Origin of the sequence: Nocardiopsis alba DSM 43377 (genome assembly GCF_000341225.1) — a bacterium.
GTDB lineage: Bacteria > Actinomycetota > Actinomycetes > Streptosporangiales > Streptosporangiaceae > Nocardiopsis > Nocardiopsis alba.
Genome location: NZ_ANAC01000015.1, coordinates 169,939 through 181,588, shown reverse-complemented (window position 1 = coordinate 181,588; position 11,650 = coordinate 169,939). Strand labels below are relative to the sequence as shown.

General features: G+C 71.6%; 13 protein-coding genes. 10 read left to right on the top strand and 3 right to left on the bottom strand.

Annotated elements, in window-relative coordinates:
- Positions 1–279: 279 nt before the first annotated feature.
- Together secG and D451_RS0117760 are read left to right on the top strand one after the other, a co-directional pair.
- A complete protein-coding gene (secG, locus tag D451_RS0117765; protein WP_014908716.1) occupies positions 280–513 on the top strand; it encodes a preprotein translocase subunit SecG in 234 nt (77 codons plus the stop codon).
- A gap of 82 nt (positions 514–595) precedes the next feature.
- A complete protein-coding gene (locus tag D451_RS0117760; RefSeq protein WP_017606310.1) occupies positions 596–967 on the top strand; it encodes an RNA polymerase-binding protein RbpA in 372 nt (123 codons plus the stop codon).
- A gap of 262 nt (positions 968–1,229) precedes the next feature.
- On the opposite strand, the gene D451_RS0117755 is transcribed toward D451_RS0117760, so the two are convergent.
- Positions 1,230–1,490 carry a hypothetical protein gene (locus D451_RS0117755; protein WP_026125158.1) on the bottom strand — a complete coding sequence of 87 codons (261 nt, stop codon included), beginning with the start codon at positions 1,488–1,490 and terminating at the stop codon, positions 1,230–1,232.
- Between the two features lie 129 nt (positions 1,491–1,619).
- On the opposite strand from D451_RS0117755, the gene D451_RS0117750 reads away from it, so the two are divergent.
- The gene (locus tag D451_RS0117750; RefSeq protein ID WP_014911661.1) at positions 1,620–2,303 is read left to right on the top strand and encodes a hypothetical protein; all 684 of its coding nucleotides are present in this window, start codon (positions 1,620–1,622) and stop codon (positions 2,301–2,303) included.
- Here the strand turns inward: D451_RS0117750 and D451_RS0117745 are convergent.
- The gene (locus D451_RS0117745; RefSeq protein WP_014910603.1) at positions 2,295–3,056 is read right to left on the bottom strand and encodes an IclR family transcriptional regulator; all 762 of its coding nucleotides are present in this window, start codon (positions 3,054–3,056) and stop codon (positions 2,295–2,297) included. The two genes, D451_RS0117750 and D451_RS0117745, sit on opposite strands and share 9 nt — an antisense overlap.
- 108 nt (positions 3,057–3,164) lie before the next feature.
- Between D451_RS0117745 and D451_RS0117740 the strand changes: the two genes are divergently transcribed.
- The 7 genes from D451_RS0117740 to hutI all read left to right on the top strand — a co-directional run bounded on the left by D451_RS0117740 (position 3,165) and on the right by hutI (position 10,963).
- Positions 3,165–3,419 (top strand): FitA-like ribbon-helix-helix domain-containing protein, encoded by a 255-nt coding sequence (locus D451_RS0117740; RefSeq protein WP_014908595.1) that lies wholly within the window; start codon positions 3,165–3,167, stop codon positions 3,417–3,419.
- A complete protein-coding gene (locus tag D451_RS0117735; RefSeq protein WP_017535438.1) occupies positions 3,416–3,817 on the top strand; it encodes a type II toxin-antitoxin system VapC family toxin in 402 nt (133 codons plus the stop codon). The genes D451_RS0117740 and D451_RS0117735 overlap by 4 nt, the downstream gene beginning before the upstream one ends.
- An 85-nt stretch (positions 3,818–3,902) precedes the next feature.
- Positions 3,903–5,450, top strand: a complete 1,548-nt coding sequence (gene hutH / locus D451_RS0117730) for a histidine ammonia-lyase (protein ID WP_017535437.1) — start codon at positions 3,903–3,905, stop codon at positions 5,448–5,450.
- Between the two features lie 20 nt (positions 5,451–5,470).
- Positions 5,471–7,129 (top strand): urocanate hydratase, encoded by a 1,659-nt coding sequence (gene hutU, locus D451_RS0117725; RefSeq protein WP_017535436.1) that lies wholly within the window; start codon positions 5,471–5,473, stop codon positions 7,127–7,129.
- Positions 7,126–8,364, top strand: a complete 1,239-nt coding sequence (locus D451_RS0117720) for an allantoate amidohydrolase (protein ID WP_017535435.1) — start codon at positions 7,126–7,128, stop codon at positions 8,362–8,364. Before hutU ends, D451_RS0117720 begins: the two co-directional genes overlap by 4 nt.
- Positions 8,361–9,749: a formimidoylglutamate deiminase gene (locus D451_RS0117715; protein ID WP_017535434.1), complete on the top strand. Its 1,389-nt coding sequence runs from the start codon at positions 8,361–8,363 to the stop codon at positions 9,747–9,749. The genes D451_RS0117720 and D451_RS0117715 overlap by 4 nt, the downstream gene beginning before the upstream one ends.
- Entirely contained in the window at positions 9,746–10,963 is a 1,218-nt protein-coding gene (gene hutI / locus D451_RS0117710) for an imidazolonepropionase (RefSeq protein ID WP_017535433.1), read from the top strand. The genes D451_RS0117715 and hutI overlap by 4 nt, the downstream gene beginning before the upstream one ends.
- A 119-nt stretch (positions 10,964–11,082) precedes the next feature.
- On the opposite strand, the gene D451_RS0117705 is transcribed toward hutI, so the two are convergent.
- Positions 11,083–11,361, bottom strand: coding sequence for a hypothetical protein (locus D451_RS0117705; protein WP_014913543.1), 279 nt, complete (start codon positions 11,359–11,361; stop codon positions 11,083–11,085).
- Positions 11,362–11,650: the final 289 nt, after the last annotated feature.

The window sequence follows — 11,650 nt, the reverse complement described above, 5'->3', positions numbered from 1 at the left end:
TCTCGTCTCCCCCGCCTCGTCACGCTCCGATGTCCAAGCGTGACGGGGCGGGTGTCCGACAGGTGCGTCGTTCGGGCTAGACTTCGCTGAGGGGATGGCCGTGCCTCGCGGTTTCTCCTCCCGTGTCGACGCCGGCGCGGTAAAATCCGATAACGTCCCCGGTCTCCTCCTTCCGTGGCCCGTTCCCGGACGGCACCCCCATGTCGTTGTCGGTGCGGGTGGGGAAAGGGGGCCGAGGAGTCCATCCCCCCGCTGCGGGGTCGAGCTACGGGTGAGCGTGTGATCCTCGGTCTGTCCATCTTCGTGATGCTTCTCAGTGTGCTGCTGGTCCTCCTCGTGCTGATGCACAAGGGCAAGGGCGGTGGTCTCTCCGACATGTTCGGCGGGGGTGTCACCTCCTCGCTCGGCGGGTCTTCCGTTGTCGAGCGCAACCTCGACCGGATGACCATCGGTGTCGGGGTCGTGTGGATCGTGACGATCGTCGTTCTCGGCCTGCTGATCAACCGCGGGTAGCGCGCCACCGGCCGCGCCGGCCCCTCGTTCTAGTCAAGCTCGCCCGAGTCGCCGGTGAGCGAGTTCGCCGAAGGAGTTTTTCGTGGGTAGTGGCAGTGCCATCCGTGGCAGCCGAGTCGGAGCCGGCCCTATGGGCGAGGCGGAGCGGGGCGAGGCCGCTCCGCGGATCCGGGTTCCGTTCTACTGTGCGAACTTGCACGAGGTCGTCCCCAGCTTCGCCAGCGAGGCCGCCGTCCCCGACGAGTGGGACTGCCCGCGTTGCGGTTTCCCCGCGGGCAAGGACAAGGCCAACCCGCCCTCGCCGCCGCGCACCGAGCCCTACAAGACGCACCTGGCGTACGTGAAGGAGCGTCGTAGCGAGGAGGAGGGCAAGCTCATCCTGGACGAGGCCCTCGCCAAGCTGCGCGCCGACCGCGCCGCGGTGGAGGCCCACATGAAAGCCTCCCAGAACTGATCCTCGCGATCACCGTGTTCCGTTCGGGGTCCGCCTTCGGGGGCGGGCCCCGACGTGTGTCCGGGGATCGGGCGCGTATACGAGTCGGGTATCGATTTTCTCATTCCGGGGACCGGTGTGGTTGGTGGGGCCTACGATGACCGACACACCCCCGAAGTCCCCTTCCTGAGGAGTTGGTGTCGATGTCAACGTGCCCCACCGGCGGAGACCACGACTGGATCCTCGGCGACGATCGCAAGTTCCAGTGCGCCAAGTGCGGCGCTCAGAGCGCGAGGCGATTCTGAGGGACCTCGCCCGGCTGGGCGGTCCCCCTCTCCTCCGGTTCGTTCTTGGCCTTGGCCCGCCAGGTCACCGGTTCCCCCAGGCTCTCGGCCACCCCCTTCGCCCACCGTTCCAACGGCGCGAACCTGTCCTCGCCCTCCTCGTGGAGCATGGTCAGGCCCCGATAGACCACCCCGTCCTGGACCAGGACCTCCCCGTTCACCAGGAGGGCCGTCTCGTACTCACGTGTGCCGCGTCTCATGGCAGGACTGTAGCGTCCGACGCCGTCGGACACCGACGGTTCGGTCGGACCGCCCGTTCCCGTGAGAAGGCCGACGGAACGGGGTGTGCCGGCGCACCGAGCACACCGAAGGCTTGAAAGAATGGGGGTATGGCTTCCCCCGAACCCTCGGACGTCCCCCCTGACGAACGGGGCGTCCCCTCGGATCTGACCCGGCCACCGGCGAGCGTCTCCCACCTGCGCCGCTATGTCAGCCTGCGCGGGCCCAACGCCCGTATGTGGATGACCGCCGCCTACTTCTCCGCGTCCCTCACCCTCGGATTCCTGCTGGTCGTCGGCTCGATGCTGTGGCACGTGACGCGTGAGGAGGCCACGGTGGGCTCGGTGTCCCTCTGGGCCATCGCCGGCCTGGTCATGTTCTTCCTCGGCCCGGGGAGCAACGTGTTCCTCGTGCGCGGTCTGCCCCAGCGGATCACCAGTCAGGGCATCAGCGCCGACAGCGACGGCGTCACCCTCCTCCAGGAACGCAAGTGGTGGTTCCCCGGAGAGGGCACCTTCGTCTCCTGGGAGGAGATCCGCCGGATCCGCGAGGTGCACATCGGCGGTCGCCGGGTCCTGTACTTCATCGAATTCGCGTTGGACACCCACCGCACCGACCCGGAGCTTCCCGGGTGGGCCGAGAGCGCCGAGACCCTGGATCTGGAGGCCGACCCCGAGGCGGCCACGCAGTTCTACGTGCAGGTGCCCAAGGACCGCAAGGAGCACATCCTGCGGATGGTGGAGCGCACCGCGCCCCTGCCCTCCATCGTCGAGCGCAGCGCGCCCCTACGGTGACACGCGTCCGCTCATCCGCCGGGTGAGCTCCCCGGCCGCGTCGCGCACCCGCGCGGCCAGGGCCCCCGGGGTGACCGGCCGCGCGCTCGGCACGGTGAGACTGATCGCCGCCACCGGGGTGCCGTTGTGGTCGGAGGCGGCCGCGGCCACGGACAGGTAGCCGTCGGTGACCTGTCCGTCCTCCATCGACCACCCCTGGCGGCCCTCGTCGGCCAGTATCGAACGCAGTTCTCCGGGGGTGCGCGGCCCCTTCCCGGTGCGATCGGTGAAGGCGTCGGCCCCCGGATACAGCGCGCGCACCTGTGCCCGCGGCAGCCGGGCCAGCATCGCCCGTCCCGAGGCGGTCAGGTGGGCGGGCAGTCGTACCCCCACCCCGGTGATCAGGGTGGGCGCGTGGGGCGGCTGTTCCTTGAGCAGGTACAGGGTGTCGGAGCCGTGCAGGACGCCCAGGTGGGCGGTGGCCCCGGTCGTCTCGGTGAGCTGGTGCAGCAGGGGGCGGGCCAGCCGTTCGATCCCGTCGTGGCGCAGGTAGGCCGAGCCGATCTCGAACGCGGCCACGCCCAGGCCCCACCGGCGTTCCTCCGGAAGGTGGGTCACGAACCCCTCCTCGGCCATGGCCTCCAGCAGTTGGTAGACGCTGGAGCGAGGCAGGCCCATCCCCGAGGCGATCGCCGAGGCGGACATCGGCCCGGGCCGCGCGGCCAGGAAACGCAGCAGCCGTAGAGCCCGTGTGGCCGCCGGAACATGACTCATGCCCCGATGGTCTCATGAACCTGAATTGCTTCATTATGGCGCTAGAATGCTTGTGATTTGGCGCCTTTTGTTTCCCCGATTGGGGTGAATTGTTGTTACCATGGCGCCATGGCTGCTATTCAGATCAAGGACGTGCCCGAAGAGGTCAGAGACATCCTGGCCGCGGAGGCCAAGAGGTCGGGCCGGTCGCTCCAGTCCTACCTGCTCGGTGTTCTGGAGAAGGAGGCACGGTTCGCTCGGAACAGGGAGATCGTGGAACAGACACCATTGCCCGGCGCCGATCTCAGCATGGAGGAGATCGTGGCCGCGGTGCGTGAGGCCCGAGGAGACGGCGTGACCCGGGCCGAGGACGGAGCCGCGTGATCGTCGTCGACACATCGGTCCTGATCGATCTCTATCTGGGGTCGCGAGATCACACGTCCACCCTGGCTCGCAGGGTGGTCGGAGCGGACAGTGAGTGGTACGCGCCGAGTCATCAGCCCTTGGAGCTTCTCAACTCTCTCCGAGGGCTGGTTCTCGGAGGGAAGGTCGCTCCGGGCGACGCCGAGTCCGCTCGTAAGCTCTATGGCCTACAGGCCATCACCCACGTCGATGTGGTGGGCTCCGTCGCGGACAGGGTGTGGGAGTTGCGGCACAACCTCACCGCGTACGACGCCGCCTACGTCGCGGTGGCCGAAGCCCTGGACTGCTCCCTGGTCACGGGCGACGTGCGTCTCGCGGCGGCCCCCGGCCTCAGATGTGAGGTTCGAGTGATCCGCTAGGTACACGGCGAGGTTGTCCGGGATTTCGGACGGAACCCGCGTGCCGGCACTTCCGAGGCGGTGGCCGAAGAGGTCGAATGGGGGTATGTCCACAGCAGTTTCTTCCGTCGCCGTCGGTGGAGCCCCGCTCACCCCGGCCCAGGTCCTGGCCGTCGCCCGTGACGGCGCCCACGTCGTCCTCGGTGAGGAGACCCGTAAGGCCGTCCACCACGGCCGGGAGCGGGTCGAGTCCCTGGCCCGGGCCGAGACCCCCACCTACGGGGTCAGCACCGGGTTCGGCGCCCTGGCCACCCGACACATCGCTCCCGATCTGCGCGCCCGTCTCCAGCGCTCCCTCATCCGCTCGCACGCGGCCGGGGCCGGCCCCGAGGTGGAGCGCGAAGTGGTGCGCGCCCTGATGCTGTTGCGTCTGCGCACGCTGGCCTCGGGCAACACCGGGGTCGAGCCGGTCACGGTCGAGACCCTGGCCGGGCTGCTCAACGCGGGGATCACCCCGATCGTCCACGAGTACGGCAGCCTGGGCTGCTCGGGCGACCTGGCGCCGCTGTCCCACGTGGCGCTGGCCCTGATGGGCGAGGGCGAGGTCCGCGACGCCTCCGGAACGCTCCGTCCCGCCGCCGAGGCGCTGGCCGAGGCCGGCATCGCCCCGGTGGAACTGGGCGCCAAGGAGGGCCTGGCCCTGATCAACGGCACCGACGGCATGCTCGGGATGCTGGCCATCGCCTGCATGGACCTGGAGCGGCTGCTCAAGGTCGCCGACATCACCGCCGCCATGAGCGTCGAGGCCCTCCTGGGCACCGACCGGGTCTTCGCCGCCGAACTCCAGGCGCTACGTCCCCATCCCGGGCAGGCCGCCTCCGCCGCCAACCTGCGCGCGCTGCTGGCCGACTCCCCGGTGGTCGCCTCCCACCGGGGCCCGGACTGCAACCGGGTCCAGGACGCCTACTCCCTGCGCTGCGCTCCGCAGGTCGCGGGCGCCGCCCGCGACACGCTCTCCCACGCACTGCTCGTGGCCGGGCGCGAACTGGACAGCGTCATCGACAACCCGGTCGTCCTCGACGACGGTCGGGTGGAGTCCAACGGCAACTTCCACGGGGCGCCGGTCGCCTACGTGCTGGACTTCCTGGCCGTGGCCGTGGCCGACGTGGCCTCCATCGCCGAACGGCGCACCGACCGCATGCTCGACGTGTCCCGCTCCCACGGGCTGCCGGCCTTCCTCGCCGACGACCCCGGTGTGGACTCCGGGCACATGATCGCCCAGTACACCCAGGCCGCGATCGTCTCCGAGCTCAAGCGGCTGGCCGTTCCCGCCAGCGTCGACTCCATCCCCAGCTCGGCGATGCAGGAGGACCACGTGTCCATGGGCTGGTCCGCCGCCCGCAAGCTGCGCCGCGCGGTGGACGGTCTGACCAACGTTCTGGCCGTGGAGCTGCTCACCGCGGCCCGAGCCCTGGACCTGCGCTCGCCGCTGGAGCCGGGGCCGGCCACCGGCGCCGTGGTGCGTCTGGTGCGGGAGAAGGTCGCCGGCCCGGGCCCCGACCGTTACCTGGCCCCCGAGATCGCGGCCGTGGCGGCCCTGGTCGCCGACGGCTCGGTCGTCGACACCGTCGAGTCCGTCACTCCGCTCGCCTGACCCCCCCGAAGGAGACACAGATGAGCAAGGCACGTACCGTCCGCGCCGCCCGCGGCACCACGCTGTCGGCCAAGGGCTGGCAGCAGGAGGCCGCCCTGCGGATGTTCCACAACAACCTCGACCCCGAGGTGGCCGAACATCCCGAGGACCTCGTGGTCTACGGCGGTACCGGCAAGGCCGCCCGCGACTGGCGCAGCTTCGACCGGATCACCGCCTCCCTGCGCGACCTGGAGGGCGACGAGACCCTCCTGGTGCAGTCCGGCCGTCCGGTGGGCATCATGCGCACCCACGAGTGGGCGCCCCGGGTGCTGATCGCCAACAGCAACCTGGTGGGCGACTGGGCGAACTGGCCCGAGTTCCGGCGTCTGGAGGCCGAGGGCCTCACCATGTACGGGCAGATGACCGCCGGTTCGTGGATCTACATCGGTACCCAGGGCATCCTTCAGGGGACCTACGAGACCTTCGCCGCCGTCGCGGCCAAGCGCTTCGGCGGCTCGCTGACCGGAACGATCACCCTCACCGCGGGGCTCGGCGGCATGGGCGGGGCCCAGCCGTTGGCCGTCACGATGAACGACGGCGTGGCGATCGTGGTCGAGTGCGACGGCAGCCGCATCGACCGCCGGATCGAGCACCGCTACCTGGACGTGCGCGCCGACGGTCTCGACGAGGCGCTCGAGTTGGCCGTGCGCGCCCGCGACGAGCGCCGACCGTTGTCCATCGGGGTGCTCGGCAACGCCGCCGAGGTCTTCCCCGAGCTGCTGTCCCGGGGCGCGCCGATCGACATCGTCACCGACCAGACCTCGGCCCACGACCCGCTGGCCTACCTGCCGCTCGGGGTTCCCTTCGGTGACTGGAAGGACCTGGCCGCCGCCAAGCCGGAGGAGTTCACCCTCCGGGCCCGCGAGTCCATGGCCGCGCACGTGGAGGCGATGGTCGGCTTCCAGGACGCCGGGTCCGAGGTCTTCGACTACGGCAACTCCATTCGGGACGAGGCGCGCGAGGGCGGCTTCACCCGGGCGTTCGACTTCCCCGGTTTCGTGCCCGCCTACATCAGACCGCTGTTCTGCGAGGGCAAGGGCCCCTTCCGCTGGGCCGCGCTCTCCGGCGACCCGGCCGACATCGCCCGCACCGACCAGGCCGTCCTCGACCTGTTCCCGGAGAACGAGCACCTGGCCCGTTGGATCCGCATGGCCCGGGAACGGGTCGCCTTCCAGGGGCTGCCCGCCCGAATCTGCTGGCTGGGTCAGGGCGAGCGGGCCGCCGCCGGACAGCGGTTCAACGAGCTGGTGGCCTCGGGGGAGATCTCCGCGCCGCTGGCGATCGGTCGCGACCACCTGGACACCGGTTCGGTGGCATCGCCCTACCGTGAGACCGAGGGCATGCGGGACGGTTCGGACGCCATCGCCGACTGGCCGCTGCTCAACGCCCTGGTCAACACCTCCTCCGGCGCCTCCTGGGTCTCCATCCACCATGGCGGCGGCGTGGGCATGGGCCGCTCCCTGCACGCCGGCCAGGTCAGCGTCGCCGACGGCACCGACCTGGCCGCCGCCAAGCTCGACCGGGTCCTGACCAACGACCCGGCCATGGGCGTCATCCGGCACGTCGACGCCGGCTACGAGAAGGCCGAGCGGGTCGCCGAGACCCACGGGATCCGCGTGCCGATGAGGGAGGGCGAGTGAGCTTCGACCGTCTCTGGGCGGATCTGCTCCCCATCGGACGCTCCACCGACGGCGGCGGCTACCACCGGTACAGCTGGACGGGGGCCGACACCGATGCCCGCGCCTGGTTCACCGAGGCGGCCGCCGCCCGGGGTCTGGACGTGCGCACCGACCGCAACGGCAACCTGTGGGCCTGGTGGGGCGCCCCGGGGCCGGGGGCCGTGGCCACCGGCTCCCACCTGGACTCGGTCCCCGACGGGGGCGCCTTCGACGGACCCCTCGGGGTGGTATCGGCCCTGGCCGCCGTCGACGAGCTCCGAGCCCGGGGGTTCGTCCCCGAGCGTCCGCTGGCCGTGGGCGTGTTCGTCGAGGAGGAGGGCGCCCGGTTCGGCGTGCCCTGCCTGGGCAGCCGCCTGTCCACCGGCGGTATCGACCCGGACCGGGCGCGTTCCCTGACCGACGCCTCGGGTGTCACCTGGGCGGCCGCGATGGAGGCGGCCGGTCTGGACCCGGAGGGGATCGGCCCCGACCCCGGCCTGGCCGAGTCGTTCGACGTCTTCGTCGAGCTTCACGTCGAACAGGGGCGTGCCCTGGCCGACACCCCGCACGCGGTCGGCGTGGCCGGTTCGATCTGGCCGCACGGGCGTTGGCGGATGGACTTCACCGGTCGGGCCGATCACGCGGGCACCACCCGTCTGGTCGATCGGGCCGACCCCATGCTGCCGTTGGCGCACACGATCCTGGCGGCGCGTGCCCTGGCCGAGAGTCACGACGCCCGTGCCACCGTCGCCAAGGCGCACATCACCCCCAACGGCACCAACGCGATCCCCTCGCTGGTCAGCGCCTGGCTGGACGCCCGGGCCGCCGACGAGGCGGCGTTGACCGCGGTGGTGGAGGGCGTACGCGAGGCGGCGGAGAAGGCCTCGCGCGACCACGGGGTCGTCCACACGATGGCGGCCGAGTCCACCACGCCCCTGGTGGAGTTCTCCCACTCCCTGCGCGACCGTCTGGCCGCCACCCTGGGCGAACGCGTCGCCGAGGCGGACGGTCCGGTACCGATCCTGCCCACCGGCGCGGGTCACGACGCGGGCGTGCTATCCGCCCACGTGCCCACCGCCATGCTGTACGTGCGCAACCCCACCGGGGTCTCCCACTCGCCCCACGAGTGGGCCGACCCGGAGGACCGCCACGCCGGGGTCCGGGCTCTGGCCGACGTCCTCGCCGACCTGCTCTCGACGCCGGGAGGGGGCGCGTGAGCGTTCCGGAGGGCCCCCGGATCCCGGGGGAGCGCCGCTACTGGTGCGAACACGCGTGGACGGGCGGCCCCACCGCCGAGGCCGGCGTGCTGTTGACCGTCGACCCCGGAGGCCGGCTGACCTCGGTCACCGCCGGTACCGAACCCCCGATCGACGCCGAACGCCTGTCCGGGCTCACCCTGCCCGGGCTGGCCAACGCCCACTCCCACGCCTTCCACCGGGCCCTGCGCGGCCGTACCCACGCCGACGGCGGTTCCTTCTGGACCTGGCGGGAGGTGATGTACCGCGCCGCCGAACGGCTGGACCCCGAGTCCTATCACCGGCTGGCCAGGGCCGTCTACGCCGAGATGGCCCTGGCGGGGGTGGCGTGCGTGGGCGAGTTCCACTACCTGCACCACGCCCCTGGCGGACGTCGTTACGCCGACCCCGGTGTCATGGGGCACGCGCTGACGTCCGCCGCCGCCGACGCCGGGATCCGGATCACGCTCCTGGACGTGTGCTATCTGGCCGGCGGGCTCGGCGAGGACGGTGGACACCCGCCCCCGACCGGCCCCCAGCTGAGGTTCGGAGACGGCACCGTCGACGCCTGGGCCGAGCGGGTCCGCGGCACCCGGGTCGAGGGCGCCCACGCCAGAGCCGGTGTGGCGGCCCACTCGGTGCGGGCGGTACCGGCGAAGGACCTGCCCGAGGTGGCGCGCGTCGCCGACTCCGGAGGGATGCCCCTGCACGTCCACGTCTCCGAACAACCGGCCGAGAACGCCGCCTGTCTGGCGGCGTACGGCCTCACCCCGACGGGGGTCCTGGCCGAGGCCGGAGCGCTCACCGAACGCACGACCCTGGTCCACGCCACCCACCTCACCGACGCCGACGTCGACACCGTCCGCGCGCACGGCGCCGCCGTGTGCCTGTGCCCGACCACCGAACGCGACCTCGCCGACGGGCTGCCGCGTACCGGCGACCTCGTCGCCGGCCCGAGGCCGGTACCGCTGAGCCTGGGCAGTGACCAGCACGCCCGCACGGACCTGTTCGAGGAGGCGCGCGGGGTGGAACTGCACGAACGTCTGCGCACCCACCGCAGGGGCACCCTGGACGGCGGTGCGCTGCTGCGCGCGGCCACCGTCGACGGGCACGCCGGGCTCGGTTGGACCGACGCCGGGGCGCTCACCCCGGGTGCCCGGGCCGACCTGGTCAACGTCCCCCTCGACGGGGTGGGTCTGGCCGGGGCCGACCCGGACCGGGCCGTGGACGCCGTGGTCTTCGGGGCCACCTCGGCCGACGTACGTCACGTGATGGTCGACGGCGTCTGGATCGTCCGCGACGGCGCGCACACCCTCGTCCCCGACACCGCACGCGAACTCGACTCCGCGATCAAGGAGCTGCTGTGAGCCACCACAGGACCGGAGGGGCCGGCACCGTCCTCGTCGACGGCATCGCCACCCTGGTCACCAACGACCCGTCCCTGGGGAAGGGGGCGCTCGGAGAGATCTCCGACGCCGCCCTGGTCATCGAGGAGGGACGTATCGCCTGGGCGGGAGCGCGCGCCGCCGCGCCCGCCGCCGACGCCAGGGTGGACGCCGCCGGACGCTGCGTCATCCCCGGTTTCGTCGACAGCCATTCGCACATCGTCTTCGCGGGGGACCGCAGCCGCGAGTTCGCGGCCAGGATGAGCGGGGAACCCTATTCCGCCGGAGGGATCCGAACGACGGTCGCCGCCACCCGGGCCGCCTCCGACGCCGAACTGGAGGAGCGGGCGCGCCGGTTCGTACGCGAGGCCCACGGGCAGGGGACCACCACTCTGGAGGTCAAGTCCGGGTACGGGCTCACGGTCGAGGACGAGAGGCGCTGCCTGGAGGTGGCCTCCCGCGTCACCGACGAGGTGACCTTCCTCGGCGCGCACGTGGTCGCCCCCGAGTACGCCGACGACCCCGACGGCTACCTCGACCTGGTCACCGGCCCCATGCTCGACGCCTGCGCACCTCTGGCGCGCTGGGTGGACGTGTTCTGCGAACGCGGGGCCTTCGACGAGCGGGCCTCGCGGCGGGTGCTCACCGCCGGGATGGAACGCGGACTGCTGCCGCGCGTCCACGGCAACCAGTTGGGCGAGGGGCCGGGCGTCCGGCTGGCGGTGGAGGTGGGCGCCGCCTCGGTGGACCACTGCACCTATCTGTCGGCCGAGGACGTGGAGGCCCTGGCCGGGGCGGCCGAGCGTCCCGAGCCCACGGTCGCCACCCTGCTGCCGGGGGTGGATTTCTCCACTCGCCAGACCTATCCGAACGCGCGCGCGTTGATCGACGCGGGCGCCCTGGTGGCGTTGGCCAGCGACTGCAACCCCGGCTCCTGTTTCACCTCCAGTCTGGCGTTCTGTATCGCGGTGGCGGTGCGGGACATGGGGATGACCCCGGACGAGGCGGTCTGGGCGGCCACCCGAGGCGGGGCGATGGCGCTGCGCCGTACCGACGTGGGCCACCTGGCCCCCGGGGCCCGCGCCGACCTCACCCTCCTTGACGCCCCCAACCACCTGTATCTGGCCTACCGGCCGGGGGTGCCCCAGGTGGCCGCGGTGTGGAAGGACGGTGAACTCGTCTCCGGCCGCCTCTGATCGGGCCCGGAGAACGAGAACGGGGGCGGTGTCCGCCGATGGCGGTCACCGCCCCCTTCGCGCGTCGACGCGATGAGGCCGTCGTCCCACCGCTCCCTCGGGGCGGCGGGGGATGGGTTCTACTTGTCGTCGCTGTCCGCGTCGGCGCTCTCGGCCGTCTCGGCGGTCTCGGCCGGAGCCGGGGACGCCTTCTTGGTGGCGCGACGCTTCTTCACCGGGCGGGAGTAGTCGACCAGGGGCTCGAAGCGGGCCTCGTGCTCCTTGAAGCACTCATCGCAGGCGTCGACCTCGCGAACGGAGCCCTCCCAGGCGAACTGGACGACCTCAGTCGCCTCGACCTTCTCCTCGCGAACGGCGTGGGGATCGCAGTACTTGCGCGTGAAGACCTCGGTGACCACGGCGGGGATTTCCCTTCGATATGGCGTGAACAGTGCGGACCCCGTGATCATACACCTGTACGAAAGCGGAGGCCGGTGTAGAGCCGGCCTTCCGCCTTGGTGTTCGGGGTCGCCCCGAAGCCTAGCGAAGACGGAAGGGTCGCTGCGCCTTCGAGCGACGCGCGTGCCCCGGGTGACCAGGCCCTCCGTTCACGGTGTTCGGTTGTGATCCCCGTCGCGCGGCGCCGGGCCCCGATGGGTTCCGCCGTGGTTTCGGAAGGTGTTCCGTCCGATTCCCTATTTTCGGTGC

Coding starts and splice junctions, on each gene's coding strand:
- D451_RS0117745 (WP_014910603.1), bottom strand. CDS start 3,056: ATGAGTCATGTTCCGGCGGCCACACGGGCTCTACGGCTGCTGCGTTTC.
- D451_RS0117740 (WP_014908595.1), top strand. CDS start 3,165: ATGGCTGCTATTCAGATCAAGGACGTGCCCGAAGAGGTCAGAGACATC.
- D451_RS0117755 (WP_026125158.1), bottom strand. CDS start 1,490: ATGAGACGCGGCACACGTGAGTACGAGACGGCCCTCCTGGTGAACGGG.
- hutH (WP_017535437.1), top strand. CDS start 3,903: ATGTCCACAGCAGTTTCTTCCGTCGCCGTCGGTGGAGCCCCGCTCACC.
- D451_RS0117750 (WP_014911661.1), top strand. CDS start 1,620: ATGGCTTCCCCCGAACCCTCGGACGTCCCCCCTGACGAACGGGGCGTC.
- hutU (WP_017535436.1), top strand. CDS start 5,471: ATGAGCAAGGCACGTACCGTCCGCGCCGCCCGCGGCACCACGCTGTCG.